Source organism: Bradyrhizobium sp. Ken01 (assembly GCF_055807355.1).
Map to the genome: position 1 here is coordinate 158,702 of NZ_JBVVPC010000003.1, position 21,148 is coordinate 179,849.

20 protein-coding genes are annotated in these 21,148 nt (G+C 63.6%); 10 read left to right on the plus strand and 10 right to left on the minus strand.

Annotated elements, in window-relative coordinates; all coding sequences use genetic code 11:
• Positions 1-81: 81 nt before the first annotated feature.
• On the minus strand, positions 82-1,359 hold the full coding sequence (nhaD, locus tag AC0L3S_RS04705; protein WP_473278263.1) for a sodium:proton antiporter NhaD: 1,278 nt from the start codon (positions 1,357-1,359) through the stop codon (positions 82-84).
• 22 nt (positions 1,360-1,381) lie between these two features.
• The gene (locus tag AC0L3S_RS04710) at positions 1,382-2,254 is read right to left on the minus strand and encodes an NAD(P)-dependent oxidoreductase (RefSeq protein WP_473257831.1); all 873 of its coding nucleotides are present in this window, start codon (positions 2,252-2,254) and stop codon (positions 1,382-1,384) included.
• Positions 2,255-2,436: 182 nt separating this feature from the next.
• Between AC0L3S_RS04710 and AC0L3S_RS04715 the strand changes: the two genes are divergently transcribed.
• The 4 genes from AC0L3S_RS04715 (at position 2,437) to AC0L3S_RS04730 (ending at position 6,000) form a co-directional block, all read left to right on the plus strand.
• The gene (locus tag AC0L3S_RS04715; RefSeq protein ID WP_473257829.1) at positions 2,437-2,874 is read left to right on the plus strand and encodes a VOC family protein; all 438 of its coding nucleotides are present in this window, start codon (positions 2,437-2,439) and stop codon (positions 2,872-2,874) included.
• A 53-nt stretch (positions 2,875-2,927) separates the two neighbouring features.
• The gene (locus AC0L3S_RS04720; RefSeq protein WP_473278264.1) at positions 2,928-4,070 is read left to right on the plus strand and encodes an Mrp/NBP35 family ATP-binding protein; all 1,143 of its coding nucleotides are present in this window, start codon (positions 2,928-2,930) and stop codon (positions 4,068-4,070) included.
• Between the two features lie 232 nt (positions 4,071-4,302).
• Positions 4,303-5,394, plus strand: coding sequence for a TRAP transporter substrate-binding protein (locus tag AC0L3S_RS04725; protein WP_027517246.1), 1,092 nt, complete (start codon positions 4,303-4,305; stop codon positions 5,392-5,394).
• Positions 5,395-5,766: 372 nt separating this feature from the next.
• Complete coding sequence (locus AC0L3S_RS04730) at positions 5,767-6,000, plus strand: YunG family protein (RefSeq protein ID WP_473278371.1); 234 nt, start codon at positions 5,767-5,769, stop codon at positions 5,998-6,000.
• Between the two features lie 37 nt (positions 6,001-6,037).
• Here the strand turns inward: AC0L3S_RS04730 and AC0L3S_RS04735 are convergent, their stop codons facing one another.
• Positions 6,038-7,567: an FAD-dependent monooxygenase gene (locus AC0L3S_RS04735; protein ID WP_473278265.1), complete on the minus strand. Its 1,530-nt coding sequence runs from the start codon at positions 7,565-7,567 to the stop codon at positions 6,038-6,040.
• 315 nt (positions 7,568-7,882) lie between these two features.
• On the opposite strand from AC0L3S_RS04735, the gene AC0L3S_RS04740 reads away from it, so the two are divergent.
• Positions 7,883-8,206: a hypothetical protein gene (locus AC0L3S_RS04740; RefSeq protein ID WP_473278266.1), complete on the plus strand. Its 324-nt coding sequence runs from the start codon at positions 7,883-7,885 to the stop codon at positions 8,204-8,206.
• Between the two features lie 331 nt (positions 8,207-8,537).
• Here AC0L3S_RS04740 and AC0L3S_RS04745 read toward each other — a convergent pair whose 3' ends face one another.
• Positions 8,538-9,596 carry an alpha/beta fold hydrolase gene (locus AC0L3S_RS04745; RefSeq protein WP_473278267.1) on the minus strand — a complete coding sequence of 353 codons (1,059 nt, stop codon included), beginning with the start codon at positions 9,594-9,596 and terminating at the stop codon, positions 8,538-8,540.
• 315 nt (positions 9,597-9,911) lie between these two features.
• On the opposite strand from AC0L3S_RS04745, the gene AC0L3S_RS04750 reads away from it, so the two are divergent.
• Both AC0L3S_RS04750 and AC0L3S_RS04755 read left to right on the plus strand, forming a co-directional pair.
• Positions 9,912-10,586: a response regulator transcription factor gene (locus AC0L3S_RS04750; RefSeq protein ID WP_007592584.1), complete on the plus strand. Its 675-nt coding sequence runs from the start codon at positions 9,912-9,914 to the stop codon at positions 10,584-10,586.
• Position 10,587: 1 nt separating this feature from the next.
• On the plus strand, positions 10,588-11,997 hold the full coding sequence (locus AC0L3S_RS04755) for a sensor histidine kinase (protein ID WP_473278268.1): 1,410 nt from the start codon (positions 10,588-10,590) through the stop codon (positions 11,995-11,997).
• A gap of 70 nt (positions 11,998-12,067) precedes the next feature.
• Here AC0L3S_RS04755 and AC0L3S_RS04760 read toward each other — a convergent pair whose 3' ends face one another.
• Positions 12,068-13,369, minus strand: coding sequence for a M20/M25/M40 family metallo-hydrolase (locus AC0L3S_RS04760; protein WP_473278269.1), 1,302 nt, complete (start codon positions 13,367-13,369; stop codon positions 12,068-12,070).
• Between the two features lie 278 nt (positions 13,370-13,647).
• Here AC0L3S_RS04760 and AC0L3S_RS04765 point away from each other — a divergent pair, with 278 nt between their 5' ends.
• A complete protein-coding gene (locus AC0L3S_RS04765) occupies positions 13,648-14,736 on the plus strand; it encodes a TRAP transporter substrate-binding protein (protein WP_473278270.1) in 1,089 nt (362 codons plus the stop codon).
• Positions 14,737-14,815: 79 nt separating this feature from the next.
• Here the strand turns inward: AC0L3S_RS04765 and AC0L3S_RS04770 are convergent, their stop codons facing one another.
• The 5 genes from AC0L3S_RS04770 to AC0L3S_RS04790 all read right to left on the minus strand — a co-directional run bounded on the left by AC0L3S_RS04770 (position 14,816) and on the right by AC0L3S_RS04790 (position 19,720).
• Positions 14,816-16,471 carry a TRAP transporter large permease gene (locus AC0L3S_RS04770; protein ID WP_473257806.1) on the minus strand — a complete coding sequence of 552 codons (1,656 nt, stop codon included), beginning with the start codon at positions 16,469-16,471 and terminating at the stop codon, positions 14,816-14,818.
• A 27-nt stretch (positions 16,472-16,498) separates the two neighbouring features.
• Positions 16,499-17,080, minus strand: coding sequence for a TRAP transporter small permease subunit (locus tag AC0L3S_RS04775; RefSeq protein WP_473257803.1), 582 nt, complete (start codon positions 17,078-17,080; stop codon positions 16,499-16,501).
• A gap of 169 nt (positions 17,081-17,249) precedes the next feature.
• Entirely contained in the window at positions 17,250-18,284 is a 1,035-nt protein-coding gene (gene moaA, locus AC0L3S_RS04780; protein WP_473257800.1) for a GTP 3',8-cyclase MoaA, read from the minus strand.
• 108 nt (positions 18,285-18,392) lie between these two features.
• Positions 18,393-18,893 carry a hypothetical protein gene (locus tag AC0L3S_RS04785; RefSeq protein WP_473278271.1) on the minus strand — a complete coding sequence of 167 codons (501 nt, stop codon included), beginning with the start codon at positions 18,891-18,893 and terminating at the stop codon, positions 18,393-18,395.
• 137 nt (positions 18,894-19,030) lie between these two features.
• The gene (locus AC0L3S_RS04790; RefSeq protein WP_473278272.1) at positions 19,031-19,720 is read right to left on the minus strand and encodes an HAD-IA family hydrolase; all 690 of its coding nucleotides are present in this window, start codon (positions 19,718-19,720) and stop codon (positions 19,031-19,033) included.
• A 172-nt stretch (positions 19,721-19,892) separates the two neighbouring features.
• On the opposite strand from AC0L3S_RS04790, the gene rpiA reads away from it, so the two are divergent.
• A complete protein-coding gene (gene rpiA / locus AC0L3S_RS04795; RefSeq protein WP_473257792.1) occupies positions 19,893-20,606 on the plus strand; it encodes a ribose-5-phosphate isomerase RpiA in 714 nt (237 codons plus the stop codon).
• Positions 20,607-20,608: 2 nt separating this feature from the next.
• On the plus strand, positions 20,609-21,127 hold the full coding sequence (locus AC0L3S_RS04800; protein WP_473257789.1) for a DUF2059 domain-containing protein: 519 nt from the start codon (positions 20,609-20,611) through the stop codon (positions 21,125-21,127).
• The last annotated feature ends 21 nt before the right edge of the window (positions 21,128-21,148 follow it).

The following is a 21,148-nucleotide window of genomic DNA, read 5'->3' on the forward strand; positions in this document are numbered from 1 at the left end:
GCAAGAAATCCTTAAGAGGTGACTTAAGGAGCTAAAGAATTACGTTAACCCGGCGTTAATTTTGGATCCGGCGTGACCCGCTCAATGCAGCGCCGCGTGCTGTGCGATGTACACCACGGCTCCCGCCAGATAGCCGGCGAGCGCCGGGAGGGCGATGCGACGGGCGTACCAGAGGAACTCGATGCGCTCGAGCCCCATGGCGGCGACGCCCGCGGCCGAGCCGATGATCAGGATCGAACCGCCGGTGCCGGCGCAATAGGCGATGAACTCCCAGAGGAAGCTGTCGGGTGGATAATGCCCCACGTCGTACATTCCCATCGTCGCGGCGACCAGCGGCACGTTGTCGATGACTGCGCTGAGCAGGCCGAGCACGATCACGATGATGTCCTGTCGGCCGATCGCGGTATCCAGCGATTTGGCCAGCATGGAGAGCAGGCCGGCATGTTCGAGGCAGGCGACCGCGAGCAGGATGCCGAGGAAGAAAACGATCGAGCCCATGTCGATCCGCGTCAGCGCATTCGCAAGCGTGAGCGGACCGCGGACATGCTCATCCTTGTCGCGATGAACGATCTCGCCGACCAGCCACACGAGGCCAAGCCCGAGCAGGACGCCCATGAAGGGCGGCAGGTGCGTGACCGTCTTGAAGGCGGGTACCGCGATCAGTACGCCGAGTCCGAGATAGAACATCACGTTCCGCTCGAACGGATCGACGCCCTGCAATCCGTCCTCTTTCGGCGGCGTTGCGATGGTCTTGCCCTTGAGCGAAAAGCTGATGAATGCGAGCGGCACCAGCAGGTTGAGCAGGGAGGGCAGGAACACCCCGCCCATGATTTTCAGGGGCGAAATCTGTCCGCCGATCCACAGCATGGTCGTGGTGACGTCGCCGATCACAGTCCATGCACCACCGGCATTCGCGGCGATGACGATGAGGGAGGCGAACAGCAGGCGGTCGTCGCGCTTGGCGATCAACCGCTGGATCAGCGAGACCATGACGATGGTGGTGGTCAGATTGTCGAGGATTGCGCTGAGGAAGAAGGTCACGAAGCCGATCAGCCATATCAGACGGACCTGGCTGGTCGTGCTGATGCGGGACGTGATGACCTCGAATCCGTCATGGGCGTCGATCACTTCGACGATCGTCATCGCGCCAACCAGGAAGAACACGATCTGCGCGGTGGCGGCGACGGACTCATCAAGCTGACGGCCGACCAGCGTATGATCGCCGGTCGCGAGCGCGTAGATTGTCCAGAGCACGCCTGCGCCGAGTAGCGCAGACGCGCTCTTGTTCACCCCGATGGGATGCTCGAGCGCGATCGCCGCATAGGCGAGGACGAAGATTGCGGCGAGTGCGATCAGCAAGGCAGGATCACTTCGTCAGGTGTCAGCGATTGAGGCGCGCGAGCAGGCTCGACGTATCCCAGCGCTTGCCACCCATCTTCTCGACCTCCGCGTAGAACTGGTCGACCAGCGCGGTCACCGGCAAATTGGCGCCATTGCGCCGGGCTTCCGCCAACGCGATCGAGAGATCCTTGCGCATCCATTCGACCGCGAAGCCGAAATCGTATTTGTCCTCGTTCATGGTCTTGTAGCGGTTTTCCATCTGCCAGGACTGCGCGGCGCCCTTTGAGATGGTTTCGATCACGGCGGCGACGTCGAGGCCACTCTTCTTGGCGAAGTGAATACCCTCGGAGAGGCCCTGGACGAGGCCGGCGATGCAGATCTGGTTGACCATTTTGGTCAGCTGGCCGGAGCCGGCCGGCCCCAGCAATTTGCACATCCGCGCATAGGCCCCCGTGATGATCGGCTCGGTGCCGGAATAGGCGTCCTGCGTGCCGCCGCACATCACCGTCAGCACGCCGTTCTCGGCGCCGGCCTGGCCGCCGGACACGGGTGCGTCGATGAACTTGAAGCCGGCCTTGGTCGCGGCAGCATCGAGCTCACGCGCGACCTCGGCGGAAGCAGTGGTGTGGTCGACAAAGGTCGCACCCTTCTTCATGCCGGCAAACGCGCCGTCGGCACCGATCGTGACCGCGCGCAGATCGTTGTCGTTGCCGACGCAGCACATCACGAAATCCTGGCCCTCGGCTGCAGCCTTCGGGGTCGCTGCGGTCTTGCCGCCGAACTTGTCCGCCCACTCCTTCGCCTTGGCCGCGGTTCGGTTGTAGACGGTGACCTCATGGCCCCCTTTTTTCACGAGGTGTCCGGCCATGGGGAAGCCCATCACGCCGAGACCGAGGAAAGCGACTTTAGCCATCTGTGGTACCTTGTCCGTAGTTTGGGTTTTACGGTTCTTGCCGGGCGGGGGGCGCCCGGTTCCGCCATTGCGGCAGATCGGGCGCACCATAAACCCTTGAGGCCGGAGGGCAACGGCTTCGTTTGGCCCCCGCCTGTGCTAGGATGGCGGACCTAAGGACTTCAAAAAAAGGGAGCGAAGGCATGGGCGGCGTAAGCGTGGGCGTGCTCGATCATTTCAATATCCGGACCCGGAATCTGGCCGAGACCGTCCGCTTCTATGAGGACGTGCTGGGCCTGGAAAAGGGCGCCCGGCCGAATTTCGCCTTCCCCGGCGCCTGGATGTACAGCGAGGGTCAGCCGGTGGTGCACCTCGTCGATATTTCTCCGACTGCCGAGCCACAAAAGCCGGATTCCGGCGTTGTCCACCACGTCGCCTTCGCCAGCCGCGGGTTTGACGGCATGAAGCAGCGGCTGGCCTCAAAGGGGATGAAGTTCGACTCCCGCCAGGTGCCCGGCGGCGAGCTTTGGCAGATCTTCGTCCACGACCCCAACGGGGTCATGATCGAGCTCAACTACGAGGCGGCCCTGGAGCAGGGGGCGTCGCCCGCCGAGATGGCTGACGATATCGGCAGGCAGTAGCCTTTTGGGCGTTTCCGCTCTAATGGGGCATCTTGAATTCTAGGAGATGCGCTTTGAGCGTGACGCAGCAACAGGTTCTCGACAGCCTCGCCAGGATCAAGTCGCCCCGCGGGGTCGCGCTCACCAATGCCAGTGTGCTGAGCGCGATCAGCGCGGCCGACGGCAAGGTGTTCTTCTCGATCAATGTCGATGCCGCCGAGGCGCGAGCCTGGGAATCCGTCCGGGCCGAGGCCGAGGCCGCGGTCCGCGCCATTCCCGGCGTCACCACTGTGATGGTGGCGCTGACCGCCGAGCGCAAGGCCGGTGCGGCGCCACCACCGCCGCCAACTCCCAGCCGCGGTGCGCCAGGCGTGCAGCCGGTCCATGCCCACAAGCCGCCGCCGCACGGCGGCGCCCAATCGCCGATGGCGCGGCAGTCCGAGATTCCGGGCGTCGCGGCCGTGATCGCGGTCGCCTCGGGCAAGGGCGGCGTCGGCAAGTCCACCACCGCTCTCAATCTTGCGCTGGGCCTGCGCGATCTCGGCCTCGAGGTCGGGCTGCTCGATGCCGACATCTACGGCCCCTCGGTGCCGCGGCTGACAGGCCTGCATGAGAAGCCGGAGCTGAACGACGAGCGCAAGATGATTCCGCTCAGGCGCTTTGGCCTGGCCATCATGTCGATCGGCTTCCTGGTGGAGGAAGAGACTGCGATGATCTGGCGTGGGCCGATGGTGATGTCGGCGGTGACGCAGATGCTGCGCGATGTCGCATGGGGCCAGCTCGATGTGCTCGTCGTCGACATGCCGCCAGGCACCGGCGATGCCCAGCTCACGCTGGCGCAGAACGTCCCCTTGAAGGGCGCCGTGATCGTCTCGACCCCGCAGGACCTGTCCCTGATCGACGCAAGGCGGGGGCTTGCGATGTTCAAGAAGGTCAACGTGCCCGTGCTCGGCATCGTCGAGAACATGAGCTATTTCCAATGTCCGCAATGCGGCACGAAATCCGACATTTTCGGCCATGGCGGCGCGCGCCACGAGGCCGAGAAGCTCGGGGTGCCGTTCCTGGGCGAGATCCCCCTGCACATGGCGATTCGCGCCACCTCGGACGCCGGCACGCCCGTTGTGGACAGCGAGCCGGACGGTCCCCATGCGGCGATCTACCGCGCCATTGCGGGGCAGGTGCGGGACCAGCTCAAGGGCGTCATCGCCGCGGCCTGAGCAGATCCAAGGCAATACCTTCAAGCCAACCCCTTCAAACCAATACTCTGGGGACATGCGACTTTCGTAGAGCCCTGTCATGCCAATGTCGCGTTTCGAAAGCGGGGCTTCCGTGTTAAAGGCCCACGGCAGTCAAGCCCCTTCGGTTCGACGCGGCCCAAGAACGCGTCGCCGGAATGAGCGGCAGCAAAGAGGAAGTTAGGGGAAACGCCCCAACAAGGAGAGACTGAAGATGAAGCGTCGTGATTTCCTGAAAGTGTCGGCAGCCGGTGCGGCGGCGACCGCCGCGGTGGCCTCGCCGGCGATCGCGCAGTCCTCGCCCGAGATCAAGTGGCGCCTGACGTCGAGCTTCCCGAAGTCGCTCGACACCATCTATGGCGGTGCCGAGCAGATGGCGAAATACGTCGCCGAGATGACCGACAACAAGTTTCAGATCCAGGTCTTCCAGGCGGGTGAAATCGTTCCGGGCCTGCAGGCGCTGGACGCGACGCAGAAGGGCACCGTCGAGATGTGCCACACGGTGTCGTATTATTACGTCGGCAAGGACCCGACCTTCGCGATCTTCGCGTCGGTGCCTTTCGGCCTGAACGCACGCCAGCAGAATTCCTGGCTGTACCAGGGCGGCGGCAACGAGCTCGCCAACGAGTTCTTCAAGAAGTCGAACGTGGTCGGCTTCCCCTGCGGCAACACCGGCACCCAGATGGGCGGCTGGTTCCGCAAGGAGATCAAGACCGTTGCCGACCTCTCGGGCCTCAAGATGCGCATCGGCGGCATTGCCGGCCAGGTGCTCCAGAAGGTCGGCGTGGTGCCGCAGCAGCTCGCCGGCGGCGACATCTATCCGTCGCTGGAGAAGGGCACCATCGACGCCGCCGAATGGGTCGGTCCCTACGATGACGAGAAGCTCGGCTTCGCCAAGGTCGCCAAGTACTATTACTACCCGGGCTTCTGGGAAGGCGGTCCCACCGTTCACGCCTTCGCCAACATCGACAAGTGGAACGAGCTGCCGAAGAACTATCAGGCGATCCTCACCAACGCGACCGTCAACACCAACACCTGGATGGCCGCGCGCTACGACATGGTGAACCCCGGCGCGCTGAAGCGTCTGGTCGCCGGCGGAACGCAGCTTCGCCCGTTCACCAATGAGGTTCTGGAAGCCTGTCTCAAGGCGACCAACGAATTGTGGGGCGAGATCTCGGCCAAGAATCCCGACTTCAAGAAATCGATCGATGCCATGCAGGCCTACCGCTCCGACGAATATCTGTGGTGGCAGGTCGCCGAATACACCTACGACAGCTTCATGATCCGCTCGCGCACCCGCGGCTGATCTTCGAACAAGTCGCAAGACGACACGCCCGGTCTCGTTCGCGAGGCCGGGCTTTTTCTTTGGGACGACGCGATCGGAACAGGCGAGGCGGAAGCCGCCGAGCGGCGTTGTCGCCGCGTACGGGCGGGGCCTCCAACAAAAAATCTGAAAAACAACCCCATGCACAGTAGACGAGGGATGAGAGGACAAGGCGTTGCGCGTGGAGCCAACAGCTTGATGCAATGGAGTTTATTGGCAGGCGGGCCCGAGCATCGCGCGGTCGATGGCAACTTCGCATTTTGGGAGCGAAAGCGGGAGGCGCACCAAGCGCGTGCTTCAGCGAGATCGTTTGACTCGTCGGGCAAAACAGTGGCATAAAGGCATTATCGCAAAATCCGAAATGAGCGCCTCGGCGGCGACTTGCTGAAGACGCCGCTGCCGGCCGGCGACCATTTTTACAATCGCATCACAGGCCGGCGGTATGACTTCACGGCGAGCCAGTTCGATCAGCCGATTGCTTACAAGGATTTACCTGCAAGCCGTACCGATGGGGAACTGGGAGCGACAAGCGATGAGCTGGCCGAACTCAGAGCCGCTTTTCAGGAGCACCGTCCGAATTCAGGCTAGCGCATGGTAAGGCCGATATCGGCGACGTGAAACGGCCCTAGCAGACATTGGGCTCACCGAACCATCGCGCTGCGGCCTGCGAGGTTTCCTCCTCGTCAGGAGCCTGTTCGCTGGCCCAGGCCACGACGCCGTCGGGGCGCACGAGCAAAGCGATCAAGCCCAATCGATCCTTTGCTTCGTTTGCGACATAGGTGATCCGGCCGCTCCAGCGGCTCGCAAGCGCTTGAAGCGATGGCCGTACGCCAAAATCCAGCAGCAGCCCTTGTCCCGTTCTGAGGTGCTCGTTCAGTCTGGTCCCGTCGGCGAGCTTGAAGTCCGGTGCGCTTCGGCCCACCAGAGGATGCCGACCGCCGAGATCGTAACGGAGCGAAACGCCCCACACGCGCTCGGCGAAGTAGGTCGTGCCGTCGCGCGTATTGACGAGATCACGCACAATGGCTTCGAGCGCGCGCGAACTCTTGCTGGGGCGCATCAGCCCGACTTGTGCGCGCGACCAGTCCAGGATTTGTACTCCTGCCGGATGTCGCTCGGTCGAATAGCTGTCGAGCAGGCCGGACGGCGCATCGCCACGAATGGTCGCCGCGAGCTTCCATCCGAGGTTCATGGCATCGCCGAGGCCGAGGTTCAGGCCCTGGCCGCCCAGCGGCGAATGGACATGCGCGGCGTCACCCGCCAGCAATATTCGGCCCATGCGATAGTCGGTTGCCTGATAAGCACGGTCGGTCCAGGTTGTGGCCAGCAGCAGCGCAGTTACCGTCACGTCGATGCCCGAGACCCTGCGCAACACCGCCTCGACATGGTCGCGTTCCGGCTCGCTACGGTGGGCGGCGCCGCCGTCGAAATCGACCATCGCGATCGTCCCCGGCGCCACATAGGTGTACATGCCCGAAGGCGTGTAGTGGCGACCCGGCTTGAGCAAGATTGGATCGGCCAGCTCGACCTGAACAGAATAGCCGGTGAACTCCGGATCGGTCCCGGTGAAGCCGATACCAGCCGCTTTTCGCACGCTGCTGCGCCCGCCGTCGCAGCCGACAAGCCAGCGGCCGTGGACGGTTTCGCCGCTCACCTCGACGGCAACGCCATCGATCGACTGCACGAACGCCTCGACACCGCAGCCGCGCCGGATCTCGATGCCCAGCGCCTTGGCGCGGATCGCAAGGACGTCTTCGATGCTTGCCATGTCGGCGGCCATGTTGGTGATCGGGCCGGGCAGGCGGTATGGCCATTGCGTAGCGTCGATCTGGTCGTGGAAGAACTGGATGCCGGCAAAATGACCGCCGGGGCGACGCTGCTGCTGCATCCAGTGCGCAGCCGCCGGCGTGTCGCGGCTCGTCGCGCGAGCTTTCAAGCACTCCAGCAAGCCGCGGCGGTCGAAGCTCCCGATGGTCGGCACCGACAGGCCGCGCAAGCCGAAGGGCAGGCTCTTCAGCGGCGAGTGCGGGTCTTGCGCCTTCTCCAGCACCAGCACCGAACAGCCGGCAAGCCGCAGCTCGCAAGCCAGAAAGAGGCCGACGGGACCAGCGCCTGCGATGATGACGTCATAGGAAATCGTGTCGGGGGTCTGCATAAAATGCTCCGTTGTCGATGATCGACCGGAGCGTTTCCCGGACCTGAGGACCTCACGGACGAACATGTGATCGCCTGAACAGCGATCGCGTTCGTCGTGGGGATCTCAGGCCTGAGGCCAAAGACCAGAGCTTTCGTTACCGAAAGGACTTGGGCTTACCAGACCAAATCTGCCTTTTCCGACATTGCCAATTTAGCTGTTTGAACGCGGGCTCGTCAACGGGACAGGCCGCAGTCTGTCTTTGGAGCTGCAGAGACCTGACGCATTTGAACCTGATCGCGGGCTATGACGTCAAACGCCGGACGCTTCAGAGTGATGATCTTGTCTTTCATTTTCTTTAGCCTTTTCGACGGACCCTTCCTGATCCTCGTCTGGGCCTTGACGCTTGCCTTCACGGGCGCGCCGCTGCTTTGGAGGTTTCTGAATTACAAGCCGGTCTCGCGCTGCGCGGTCGTGCAAGCCATGTCGAACCTCGTCGCGAGCGGGTGCTCGTTCACTTTCGGTTCCGCCGCGATGACCGCCCATGCGCGGGGTTTGATCGCGCTGCCCACAGCCATCATCGCAGTGGCGTTGCTGCTTGCCACCGTTGCCGGCGGCTCGTTCCTGATCGCACGATGGTGTCCCGACGAGCAGTCCTAGGCAGTGATTGACAGATAGCATACCCGGTCGGAAGGTGTCGGTTCGATCGAAAGGGCAGGTTGAAGTGTACCCCGCGACCGAGTTGGCTCAGAGGCGATCCTCGGCAAACGAGCCGTGAGGTTCGCCGACGGCCACAAGCGGAGTTGTTCGTCAGCGATTACGAATTGCTTCACGAATGATCGGTCAGGTGATCTCGGTGTTGAGCACATCTACGAACTGGTGGCCCATCGTCACTGGTCGATGGCGCTATGCGGGGTCATCGCGTCCCATGGATCTCTCGACTTCTTCTTCGGAAATTCCGTGCAGCCGCTTTCTCGTCAACAATCCGCCCTCAGGCGCCGGAAGTCTCTCGGGGCTGCTGTACGCCCGGACCTTCCCGTCCATGGGTCAACACGGCCTCGGCAGCAGCTTCGTCGATGGCCGCCATGACTTCAGCAGTTGCGGAATGATGAATCATGTGTCCCGCTCCGTCGATCCGGCGCAATTTACTCTGCTTGATCTCGCCATGCAGCCTGGCCGACTGCTTGACATCGATCATACGGTCGCCCTGGCCCGCGACAATGATCGTCGGCATCTTGAGTTCACCGTAAGTCTTCGAGCCTGAGAATGCGGCGGGGACCAACATCGTCGCTTCGGCCGCTGCGGCCCGCATCTGTGATGGGCGGAGCGCCATTTCTTTCGGAAAGCCCGTGAACTTGTTAGGGACCGGCCGGGGGCCAAACAGCTTGCGCAACATCGCGGGCCACATCATCCGACCGACTAGCGGCGAGATCGTATAGCTGATGAGGTCCCCGACCACTGGTAGGGCGGACAGCACCGACGTCGCGCTGTCCGAGCGGGGCGTCGGGAAATAATAACCCGAGCCCAGCACGAGAGCCTGTACGAACGAAGGATGTCTTTTCGCCAGCGCAACCGCAACCGACGCTCCCCACGAATGGCCAAGGACAATCGCTTGAGAGACGCCCAACTGATCGAGCGCCTTCTTGAACAGGTCCGCTTGAGCATCCGGGGTCCAGACGACATGTCTTGGCCGCGAGCTATGCCCAAAACCGGGGCGATCGAACACGATGACCCTGTAGTTCCCGGCTGCGAGATCGATCAATCCACTCGAATCGAAATTCTGGACCATGCTGCCATTGCCGTGAAACAAAACCAGCGGCTTGCCCTTGCCGCGTTCCAAATAGTGCAGGCGAACGCCCTCGACGTCGATGAACCGACCCTGCGGAGGGTTATCGCGTTGCGCTTTGTTCGCGAGCCGCCGATTTATGATTGCGGTAGCCGCAACGAGGGTACCTGCGGCAGCAAGCGCGGCGGCGCCCGGATGTCGCGTGATGGCGGTCAAGCAATCGGATCGAAGGGAGCTGAGACGTGTTCGTCGTGCAAGGCCCATGTGCATTACCTTAGGTGGTCTGCACGACGCCCCATCAAATGAGAAATGTTGCAGCTGAGTTAAACGGTTCTCCGGGGTGTTCGTTCCTTGGCAGGATCGATGCGGCGCCGGCGGCGGGGCCCAAGGAAGCAAACGTCCGCGCCATCCGCGACCTCATCCGCAGGTGCCCTGATTGGCTTACAGGAACCTGACGGAAGGGAGCGGCCGCCCGCGGGGGATGCTTTTTCGCTGGCCGAGATGCCCCGGATGGTGGAAGACAGCGAAGATGCGGCGCGAGCCGTGCGGTGACACCGGAACATCCCGCGGGACAATGCGATGCGCCTCCTGATCGTCGAGGACAATGCCGAACTGTCGCGGCTCGTTGCCGGCGGGCTGTCGGCGGCCGGCTATGAGAGCGACATCGTCGGCAGCGCCGCCGAGGCGCGCGAGGCGGTCAGCAGCGTCAGCTATGCCGCGATGATCCTGGACCTCGGATTGCCCGACGGCGATGGCCTCTCGGTGCTGCGCGAGCTGCGCCGGCAGATGGAGCCGTTGCCGGTGCTGGTGCTGACCGCGCGCGGCGGCTTGCAGGACCGCGTCAGCGGCCTGCGCAGCGGCGCCGACGACTATCTCGCAAAACCGTTCGCGATGGAGGAGCTGGTGGCGCGGCTGGAGGCCATCCTGCGCCGGCCCGGCCAGTTGCTCGGCCGCTCGTTGCGCCTCGCCAACCTCGTCTATGACACCGAAAGCCGCCAGATCTTCGTCGACGACCAGCCGCGCATCATTTCCGCGCGGGAAACCTCGGTGCTCGAGATCCTGCTGCGCCGGCAGGGACGGGTGGTGCCGAAGAAGAACGTCGAGGACCACATCTTCGGCCTCGACGGCGAGGTCGCCTCCAACGCGGTCGAGGTCTACGTCTCGCGGTTGCGCAAGCAGCTCGCTGAGCACGGCGCCAAGGTCGTGATCCACACCATCCGTGGCGTCGGCTATCTCATGGCCGAGGAGAAATAGCGTGGCCCGGATCGGATCTCACGCCGGATTCCGCGCCGGGATCCATGCGAGGTCGCCGACGTTCAAATCGCTGATCTGGCGCATCGTGTTCCTGCACATCGTGGCGGTCGCGGTGGTCGCGATCTTCCTGCCGCTGGTGCTGTTCTGGCTGCTCAATTCCGAGATCGACCAGCTGCATCGCGATGCCATGCGCGCGCAGGCCGAGGTGTTGGCCGAGCGCATCGTCGCCCAGCCCGACGGCCTGTTGACGTTCAACCTGCCCGACAGCCTCAGGGGCCTCTATTCGGAAGCCTATGGCCGCTACCAATACGATATTCGCGATGCCGAGGGACATCTGCTGTTCTCGTCGCGCCGCAAGACCGGCGCTGCCACGGCCGCGCCGCCGCCGCTCTCCGAGACGATTTCCGGCGCCGGCGTCACCCGCACCATCGACGGCAAGCTGATACGCATTCGCGTCGCGGAGGACCTCGCGCACCGCGACGTCATCATCGACGACATCGTGTCGAACTTCTTCCGACGGGTCGGATGGATCACCATTCCAATCCTGCTGGTCCTGCTCGCCATCGACATCATCATCTTTCGCCGCGCTGTCGCACCGCTGTGGAAGGCCTCCGAGGAGGCGAGCAATATCGGTCCGGCGCGCACCGACATCCGCCTGCCGACGGAGCAGATTCCGCGCGAGATCATGCCGCTCGTCACCGCCGTCAACCAGGCGCTCGACCGCCTCGAGGACGGCTTTCGGGTGCAGCGGCAGTTCACCGCCGACGCCGCGCACCAATTGCGCACGCCGCTCGCGATCCTGCGCACGCGGATCGAGACGCTCGGCGACGGCGCTGCAAAGCAGGCGCTGCATGCCGATATCGAGGGCATGAGCCGCATCGTCGCGCAGCTGCTGGAGATCGCCGAACTCGACACGCTGGTGCTCGATCCCGGCGAGACCGCGGATTTGCGTGCGGTCTGCGCCGAGGTGGTCGGTTCGATCGCGCCGTTCGCGATCGCGCAGCACAAGGATATCGCGCTGAAGGGCACCGAGGCTCCGGTGCTGATCCACGGCAATTCCGTGATGCTCCAGCGCGCGATCTTCAACCTCGCCGAAAACGCCATCAAGTTCACGGCAAAGGACACGTCGGTCGATGTCGATGTGAGCGAGGATGGTGCGGTGCGCGTGCGCGATTGCGGACCGGGAATTGCGGAAGCCCAGCGCGAATTGATCTTCCAGCGCTTCTGGCGCGCCGACCGCCAGCGCAGCGACGGCGCCGGCCTCGGGCTGTCGATCGTGCGCGCGGTGGCGGATGATCACGCGGCGACGGTTGCGGTGGAGAATCTTCCGGGCGGCGGCGCGCAGTTCACGCTGCGGTTCAGGCTGGCGGAGAAGTCGGGCGAGGTTGAATTGAACGTGGTGCGGCACTGACGCGCCACCTTCTCCCACATCCGCCTTCGCCAAGGCTTCGGCGGATATGAGGGGAGAAGGAAGAGAGCGCTTATTTCAGCTTGCCGGTGGACAAATCCATGATCATGCGCGTGGTCAGATAAAGCCGCGGCACGATGCTGTTGAGCTGCACATATTCGGCGTCGTTGGAATGCGCGCCGAAGCCCGACAGGCCCATGCCTTCGACCACGGCTCCGCTGGTCTTCAGCGCGGCAAACGCGGCGTCGGTGCCGCCGCCGGTCGCCTTCTCGTCGACCTTGAGAGGCAGTCCAAGCTCCCCATAGATCGTCTTGCCGTAGGCCGCCACGCGCCGTGAGGCGTCGTTGGCCTCGAGCGGCGGGCGACGCACCTCGAATTTGAGCGCGACCTTGGAGTCGGGCAGCAGGTGGTTCTTGATCTTGTCCTGTAGCGCTTTCTCCAGCTCGTCGAAATCGGCGACCTTGAGCGCGCGCGCGTCCGCCTGGGCCGTGGCCTCCGCGGGGATGACGTTGCGGTTGGTGCCGGCCTTGGAGACCGTCCAGTTCAGTTTCAGGCCTTGCTCCGGTTTGGACAGGTCCTTCATCTGCAGCACCTGATGCGAGAGTTCGTACAGTGCATTGACGCCGCCCTCGGGCCGGGAGCCCGCATGCGACGACTTGCCCTGCACCGTGAGGTAGGCCGAGCCGATGCCGCTGGTGGCCAGCCGCAGCGTGCCGTCGGTGCCGCCGCCTTCAAACGAGAACACCACGTCCTGATCTGCGGCGAACCTGGTGATGGTGCTGCGCCAGCCGGGTGACGAGATCTCCTCGTCGCCATTGGTGAGCACCGTGAGCGTGCCGTAATCCCGGAAGCTCAGCTTCTGCAGCACCGCCACGGTATGGAGAATGAGCGCGACGCCCTGCTTGTCGTCGGCAATGCCGAGGCCGTAGGCCTTGTCGCCGTCGATGCGGAACGGTTGATCCTTCAGCATGCCCTTCAGGTACACGGTGTCCATGTGGGCGATCAGCATGATCTTCTTGCTGCCTGTGCCCTTGAATACGGCGTGTACGGCCGGGCCGATCTTCTCGGGCGTGTCGTCGAGGCGATAGACGTCGGCGGGTTGCAGGATCTCCACCGTGCCGCCGAGCTGCTTGAGCTGGCCGGCAACGCGCTCGGCGATCTGGTTCAGGCCTTCGACATCCTTGCTGCCGGATTCGATGCTGACGAGATCGCGCAGCGTGTCGAGCAGCGGCTGCTGCTCCTTTTGCGCCAGCGCATGGACGTCGGCCATGACATTCGCGCTGGGCTCGGCATGCGCCGTCATTGCCGCACAGGCCAGCCAGAGCGACGCGATCAAGGGACCAACGAGCGATGGAGCAGGGTGCGATCGAGGCATGCGCGGCGGCCTTGGGTTGGGGGATGGCGCGGTATGCCCGTGTTTCCGGCGCTTGTCACGCGTCCGGGGCACCCGTCATGCCCTGCCGAGGCGACGTGATGGGAAGGGCCAGGGCGGCCGGCCGCCTAAGCCTAAAGTCGTAGGATCGGATGGCGCGGGAGCTGAGCATTTTCGTCCCTCACATCGTGAGGGATGGAAATCGGATGACACTTGTTCCATGCTGGCCTCCAAGCCTCGGCAAGAAGGCCCATCATCACAATCCATCAGGGTAGGAAATCATGAAAAGACGAGATTTCATCAAGGTCACCGGGCTTGGTGCGGCGGGTGTCGCCACGCTCGCCGCTCCAGCGATCGCGCAGACGACGCCCGAGATCAAATGGCGTATGCCGACGAGCTGGCCGAAATCACTCGATACGCTCTATGGCGGCGCCGAGATGATGGCCAAGATAGTCGCCGAAGCGACCGACAACAAATTCCAGATTCAGACATTTGCCGGCGGCGAGATCGTGCCGGGCCTTCAGGTGCTCGATGCCGTGCAGAACGGCACCTGCGAAATCGGCCACACCGCGTCCTACTATTACTTCGGCAAGGACCCGACCTTCACCTTCGGCTCGGCTGTACCGTTCGGACCGAACATGCGCATCAACCAGGCCTGGTACATGCTGGGCGGCGGCAGGGAGATTCTCAACGAGTTCTACAAGAAGTACAACGTCGTCTCGCTGCTTGCCGGCAACACCGGCTGTCAGATGGGTGGCTGGTTCCGCAAGGAGGTCAAGACGCCTCAGGACTTCAGCGGGTTGAAATTCCGCATCGGCGGCTTCGCCGGAAAAGTGATGGCCAAACTCGGCGCGGTGCCGCAGCAGATCGCCGGCGGCGACATCTATCCGGCGCTGGAGAAGGGCACCATCGACGCGGCGGAATGGGTCGGGCCCTATGACGACGAGAAGCTCGGCTTCGTGAAAGTCGCGCCGCATTATTACTTCCCGGGCTGGTGGGAAGGCGGGCCCATGCTTCTCGCCTTCGTCAACCAGGACAAGTGGAACGCGCTGCCGAAGCACTATCAGAGCATCCTCGAGCAGGCGGGGCACTACGCCAACAACTGGATGATGGCGAAGTACGACCAGTCCAATCCGCCGGCGTTGCGGCGCCTGCTCGCGGCCGGCGCCAAGCTGCATCCGTTCTCGCCGGAGGTCATGCAAGCCTGCTTCAAGGCGGCAAAGGAGCTGCACACCGAAGTCTCCGCCACCAACGCGGATTTCAAGAAGGTCTACGAATCGCTGACCGCGTTCTCGAACAACGGATATCAGTGGTTCCAGGTCGCCGAAGTCGGCTATGACAACTTCATGGCGCGCAACTCGCAGAGCTGATCGCAGAGCGCACGATCCGCCCAAACGAAAAAACCCGGAGCGAAAGCTCCGGGTTTCTTTTTTGCGGGGCCGGCCGGCGCTATTGCTTCGGCTGGCCGAAATCGAGCGGCGGCAGATCGATCTGGGGAATGTCGATCTTGATGCTGTTGGGATCGACGGTGGATTGCACGCCCTTGTAGTGCATCACCATCGACGGGAACATGATCACCAGCAGCACCATGATCATCTGGATGACGACGAACGGCACCGCGCCCCAATAGATCTGTCCCGTCGTGACCGGCTCCATGCGCTTGCCCGTGACGCGATCGGTATAGCGCTCCTTCGGCGCCACCGAGCGCAAATAGAACAGCGCAAATCCGAACGGCGGATGCATGAACGACGTCTGCATGTTGACGCCGAGGATGACGCCGAACCAGATCAGATCGATGCCGAGATGCTCCGCCGCGGGCCCGAGCAGCGGGATCACGATGAAGGCCAGTTCGAAGAAGTCGAGGAAGAACGCCAGCACGAACACGAAGGCGTTGACGAAGATCAGGAAGCCGACCTGGCCGCCGGGCAGCGAGGTCAGCAGGTGCTCGACCCAGACGTGGCCGCTGACGCCGTAGAAGGTGAGCGAGAACACGCGCGCGCCGACCAGGATGAAGACGACGAAGGCGGACAGCTTCGCCGTCGATTCGGTGGCTTGACGAACGAGGTCCCAGGTCAGGCGCCGCTTCGCGGCTCCGAGAATGAGGGCGCCGGCTGCACCCATGGCGCCGCCTTCAGTGGGCGTCGCGACACCGATGAAGATCGTGCCCAGCACCAGGAAGATCAGGAACAGCGGCGGCACCATGACGAAGGTGGTCTGTTGCGCCATCTTCGAAAGGAAACGGAAGCCCGTCAGCTTGTCGAGGACCCAGTTCGCGATGGCGACGAAGAACGCGAAGAGGATGCCGAAGAACATGCTGAGCACGACGAAGTCGGCGCCGTGTGTCTCCGAATTCCGCATCATGAACCAGCCGAACACGCAGCTCGCCAGGAACAGCACGCCGAGGGACTTCAGGCCGCGGTCGCCGCTCTCCTCGCGGAAACCGATGGCTTCCTTCGGCAGGCCCGGGGCGGCCTTCGGGAAAATCATGGTCACGAGGAACGCGTAAGTCGCATAGAGGCCGGCGAGCACCAAGCCCGGAATGAAAGCGCCCTCGTACATGTCGCCGACCGACTTGCCGAGCTGGTCGGCCATCACGATCAGGACGAGCGACGGTGGAATGATCTGCGCCAGCGTGCCGGAGGCCGCGATGATGCCGGTCGCCACGCGGCGGTCGTAGCCGTAACGCAGCATGATCGGCAGCGAGATCAGGCCCATCGAGATCACCGAGGCCGCCACGACGCCGGTCGTCGCCGCAAGCAGGGCGCCGACGAACACCACCGCGTAGGCGAGGCCGCCGCGGATGGTGCCGAACAACTGGCCGATGGTGTCGAGCAGATCCTCGGCCATGCCGGAGCGCTCGAGCACCAGTCCCATGAAGGTAAAGAAGGGAATGGCGAGCAGCGTGTCGTTGTTCATCACGCCGTAGACGCGCTCGGGCAGGGCCTGCAGAAAGTCCGGGTGGAATTGCCCGAGCTCGACGCCGATGATGGCGAAGAACAGGCCGACGGCGCCGAGCGAAAAGGCCGCCGGATAGCCGAGCAGCAGCACGACGACGAGCGTCGCGAACATGATGGGCGCCAGATTGGCGATAATAAACGCGGTCATGACTTCCCCCTAAACCGTCGCCAGCGGCTACTTCTTTTCGATCGCTTCGACGAGGTGCTCGACCTCGGCCTCCAGTGCGGAGACCTGCGACTCGTGAGGATCCGGGATCATTCCGCGCATGATGGCGATTCGCTTGATCAGCTCGGAGATGCCTTGAACCAGCAGGAGGGTGAAGCCGATCATGATCAGCGCTTTTGCCGGCCATTGCGGCAGGCCGCCCGCATTGCCGGATTGCTCGTTGATCTGAAGCGAGCGCAGGAAGAACGGTATCCCGGTCACGATCATGACAATGGTCAGCGGGATCAGGAAGAAGATGTGCCCGATGATGTCGATGATGTTGCGAGCCCGCTTCGGCATCATGCTGTTGAAGATGTCGATCCGGATGTGCTCGTTATCGAGCAGCGTCCAGGACGCGCACAGCAGGAACACGATGCTGAAAAGCACCCATTGCAGCTCGAGCCAGGAGTTGGAGGACGTGTCCAACGTCTTCCGAATGATCGCATTCAGCGCCGAGATGACGACGGCGAGCAGAATCAGCCACGCCAGACGTTTGCCGGTCCAACGTGTGAACGCGTCAATTCCATTGCTCAGCTTCAGGAGCGCTTGCAAGATTGGTCCTCCCCGATTTGCCCCGGCCGTCTTGACTGCGCCGAGTGGCGCGTTGGCTTGTCTCGCCGCGCAGGCATGAGGCAGCCGCACCAAACCAGCGAGTTTGCCGCCAGTCAATCGGAAGTTTGTTGATAGTTAAGGGGAATAAGCCGCGGCCGGGCAGCCGATGCTAGCCGCCGGTGACGCTCATGTGCCTAGAGACGCTGGGGCGGTCGTGGCGGCGGTCGATGATGAAATCGTGGCCCTTGGGCTTCAGCCCAATGGCGCGGTCGATCGCATCCGCAAGCAGCGAATCGTCATCGGATGCACGCAAAGGTTTGCGCAAATCGGAGGCATCCTCGTGGCCGAGGCAGGTGTGCAGCGTTCCCGTGCAGGTGACGCGCACGCGATTGCAGGATTCGCAGAAATTATGGGTCATCGGGGTGATGAAGCCGAGCTTGCCGCCGGTCTCGGCGACGCTGACATAGCGCGCCGGCCCCCCGGTGCTCTCGGCCAGATCGGTCAGCGTGAACTGCTGGGCCAGGCGCGCGCGCACCAGCGACAGCGGCAGGTACTGGTCGATTCGTCCCGATCCGATCTCGCCCATCGGCATGACCTCGATCAGCGTCAGCCCCATGCCCTTGCCGTGGGCCCAGCGCATCAGGTCGGGAAGTTCGTCCTCGTTGAGGTTCTTCAGCGCAACGGCGTTGATCTTGACCGCGAGGCCCGCAGTACGCGCGGCCTCGATACCTTCCAGCACCTTGTCGATCTCGCCCCAGCGGGTGATCTCGCGAAACTTCTGCGGATCGAGCGTGTCGAGCGAAACGTTGATGCGGCGGACGCCGCAATCGGCGAGTTCGCTCGCGTGTTTCGCAAGCTGGGTGCCGTTGGTGGTCAGCGTCAGCTCGCTCAACGCGCCGCTCTCGAGATGCCGCGACAGCGAGCGCACCAATGTCATCACGTTGCGGCGGACCAGCGGTTCGCCGCCCGTGAGCCGCAGCTTCTTCACGCCCTTGGCAATGAAGGCCGAGCAGAGCCGGTCGAGTTCCTCCAGCGTCAGCAGGTCTGCCTTGGGCAGGAACGTCATGTCTTCCGACATGCAGTAGAAGCAGCGCAGGTCGCAGCGGTCGGTGACGGAGACGCGCAAATACGAGATGGTCCGTCCGAACGGATCGGTCATCGCGCTCGACAGCGCGGCGCGGGGGCTCGCGGAAAGTCCGTTCATACCAAATGCCTTGTCACTTGCGGCGACCGGAGCAGCTTTGCTTCAGCGGCGCCCTGGACGCAATCTAAGCATCGGAAGCGTCAGAGACAATTGGGGCGTTCGTAGAGGTCAGCGCTTGCCCGTGTTCGGATCGGGGAACGGCGAGCCCGGGGTCGGTGCGGCAGCAGCCGCCGGGGCAGCGGCGGGCGCCGCCGGTTTCGGTTTCTTCGGCCGGTGCGGCTTGCGGACCGGTTTTGGCGGAACGGCCGGCTGGAGCTCCGCGAAAACCGGGTTTGGGTCGGTGGTGATCGAGGCGGGCGTGGTGAAGTCCCCGGGATTCCTGATGACGTTCACCGGCACGCTGACAGGCTGGTGTTTCGGCAGCGCGAAAGCGACCGTGAAGGGGATGTCGGGGACGGGAACCGACACGGAGCAGGGGGTCTTGCAGCCTCCACCGAGCGAGGTCGTGGCGTCAGCACCCGGAGGATTGGATTCGAGCCGGACCTGGACCATCGGCGGGGCCGATTTGAACATGTCCCAGGAAACCGAAGACATCGAGGAGCAGCCGGCAAGGCTCGTTGCTCCCAGGAGGCTTACCCCAGCTAACGCAATCGCGATGACACGACGCATGACCATTCACCTCGTGCGACGAACCGCCACATCCCCGGGCGAACTTAGGAGCGTCGTTCCAAGCAAGCAATCGGCGGGCGGTGCATAGTTAGCAGATGGTTAACGCGGGATTCCGCGGAATAACTAGGCTCTGTCAGCTACTTGAGAGCTTCCTGCGCAATCATCAGGCTGCTGGCGGCAGCCGGCAGGTCGCGCATGTGATGGATCAGCCGGTCCGGCTTCAGCTCGGCGATCGGCACGTCCGTATAGCCGAAGCTGACCCCGATCACGGGAACTCCGGCGCGCCGGGCCACGCCGACATCGGGTCCGGCGTCGCCGACCATCATACTGGCCTTGACCTCGCCACCGGCCCGCGCCACCGTTTCGCGGAAAATGGTCGGATCGGGCTTCTGGACGCCAAAAGTGTCGGCGCCGCAGATCGCGGCGAAGCGCCGGCTCAGGTCAAGCTGGTCCAGCAGGCGCTTCGACAACCATTCCAGCTTGTTGGTGCAGACCGCGAGGCGATGGCCCTGGGCCGCAAAATGGTCGAGCGCGGCCTCCAGCCCCTCGAAGGGCCGGGATTCGACCGCGATATTGTCGGCGTAATAGGCGATGAAATCGGCCGTCATCCGGTCCATGTCGGCAACCGTGACGCTGCGGCCCTCGGCCTCCAGCCCCCGCTCGATCAGCTTGCGGGCGCCGGCGCCGATCATGTTGCGGGCCGAGGCCATCGGCACGGGCGGCAGGCCTTCGCGGTCGAGCACGTAATTGAGGGCGGTGATCAGGTCGGGCGCCGTATCCACAAGCGTGCCGTCGAGATCGAAGACGATGGTGTGGGAGGGGATCATGGTCCAGCGCTACCGGCCCGGCTCCGCCCGCGCAAGGGCCGAAGCCATAAGATCACCTTATAAGGTGGGCTCGGAGGCCTGTTCCCCCAGACCCTGTTCTCCGAGGGAAAACGAGGCTACACAGGCCGCCGCAAGCCTACCGGCACACTCGTCATTCAGGGACGGCGCAAACGTGAACATGGACCAGTTGAAGCGGCAGGCTGCGGCGCGCGCCCTCGAGGAGGTCCGTGACGGCATGCAGCTCGGGCTCGGCACCGGCTCGACCGCAAAACATTTCGTCGAGCTGCTCGGCGAGCGGGTCCGCGCCGGGCTGAAAGTGATCGGCGTGCCGACCTCCGAGGCGACGCGCCTCGATGCAATCCGCTGCGGCGTGCCGCTGACCACGCTGGACGAGATCGACCATCTCGACATCACCGTCGACGGCGCCGACGAGATCGACCCCGAACTCAATCTGATCAAGGGCGGCGGCGGCGCGCTGTTGCGCGAGAAGATCGTCGCGGCTGCCTCGGATCGCATGATCGTGATTGCCGACGACACCAAATGGGTGCCGACACTCGGCCGCTTTCCGCTGCCGGTCGAAGTCATCCCGTTCGGGCTTGGCGCAACGCGACGCGCGATCGAGAAGGCGTTCACGGAATGCGGCGTTTCCGGGCCGATGGCGGTCCGCAACGGCAAGGACGGCCACGTTTTCGTCACCGATGGCGGCCACTGGATCGTCGATGCCCAGCTCGAAAAAATTGAGGATCCCGCTCGCCTCGCCACGGCGTTGAGCGCGATCCCCGGCGTGGTCGAGCATGGTTTGTTCATCGGCTTGGCCAGCTCGGCTGTTTTGGCGGGTGGCGAGGGAATTCGCGTGATTGAACGGCGAAAGCCGAAAGGAGACTAGGAATGAAGAGCGTTTTGAAATTGTTGCCGGTCGCGACTCTCGCTGTGGGACTGGCCCTCTCGGTCGTCCCGGCCGGGGCCCAGCAGGCCGCGGCGCCGAAATCGTCGCCGGCCGCCATCGCGGCGGCCAAGGAGATCCTGGCGATCAAGAACGCCAGTGCGATGTACGCCAACGCCGTGCCCGGTCTGGTCGATAAGACCAAGATCGCGCTGATCCAGCAGAACCTCAACTATCAGAAGGATCTCACCGAGGTCGCCCAGATCGTCGCCCAGCAGCTCAAGGGCCGCGAGAGCGAGATCGGTGATGGCATGGCGCAGGTCTATGCCAGCGAGTTCACCGAGCAGGAGCTGAAGGATCTCGTCACCTTCTACAAGTCGCCACTAGGCAAGAAACTGATCGAGGCCGAGCCGCGCGCGATCGGCCTGAGCATGGCCTTCATGAACTCCTGGGCCCAGAACTTCTCCGAGACGGTGATGGGCAACTTCCGCGCCGAGATGCGCAAGCGTGGCAAGGAGATCTGACAGTTCCTATCTGATCAGAAT

What these genes read in the sequence shown, in the direction of transcription:
- AC0L3S_RS04710 (WP_473257831.1), bottom strand. Translation starts at nt 2,254, where the DNA reads ATGGCTAAAGTCGCTTTCCTCGGTCTCGGCGTGATGGGCTTCCCCATG.
- AC0L3S_RS04715 (WP_473257829.1), top strand. Translation starts at nt 2,437, where the DNA reads ATGGGCGGCGTAAGCGTGGGCGTGCTCGATCATTTCAATATCCGGACC.
- AC0L3S_RS04725 (WP_027517246.1), top strand. Translation starts at nt 4,303, where the DNA reads ATGAAGCGTCGTGATTTCCTGAAAGTGTCGGCAGCCGGTGCGGCGGCG.
- AC0L3S_RS04735 (WP_473278265.1), bottom strand. Translation starts at nt 7,567, where the DNA reads ATGCAGACCCCCGACACGATTTCCTATGACGTCATCATCGCAGGCGCT.
- AC0L3S_RS04740 (WP_473278266.1), top strand. Translation starts at nt 7,883, where the DNA reads ATGATCTTGTCTTTCATTTTCTTTAGCCTTTTCGACGGACCCTTCCTG.
- AC0L3S_RS04745 (WP_473278267.1), bottom strand. Translation starts at nt 9,596, where the DNA reads ATGGGCCTTGCACGACGAACACGTCTCAGCTCCCTTCGATCCGATTGC.
- AC0L3S_RS04750 (WP_007592584.1), top strand. Translation starts at nt 9,912, where the DNA reads ATGCGCCTCCTGATCGTCGAGGACAATGCCGAACTGTCGCGGCTCGTT.
- AC0L3S_RS04760 (WP_473278269.1), bottom strand. Translation starts at nt 13,369, where the DNA reads ATGCCTCGATCGCACCCTGCTCCATCGCTCGTTGGTCCCTTGATCGCG.
- AC0L3S_RS04765 (WP_473278270.1), top strand. Translation starts at nt 13,648, where the DNA reads ATGAAAAGACGAGATTTCATCAAGGTCACCGGGCTTGGTGCGGCGGGT.
- AC0L3S_RS04770 (WP_473257806.1), bottom strand. Translation starts at nt 16,471, where the DNA reads ATGACCGCGTTTATTATCGCCAATCTGGCGCCCATCATGTTCGCGACG.
- moaA (WP_473257800.1), bottom strand. Translation starts at nt 18,284, where the DNA reads ATGAACGGACTTTCCGCGAGCCCCCGCGCCGCGCTGTCGAGCGCGATG.
- AC0L3S_RS04785 (WP_473278271.1), bottom strand. Translation starts at nt 18,893, where the DNA reads ATGCGTCGTGTCATCGCGATTGCGTTAGCTGGGGTAAGCCTCCTGGGA.
- AC0L3S_RS04790 (WP_473278272.1), bottom strand. Translation starts at nt 19,720, where the DNA reads ATGATCCCCTCCCACACCATCGTCTTCGATCTCGACGGCACGCTTGTG.
- AC0L3S_RS04800 (WP_473257789.1), top strand. Translation starts at nt 20,609, where the DNA reads ATGAAGAGCGTTTTGAAATTGTTGCCGGTCGCGACTCTCGCTGTGGGA.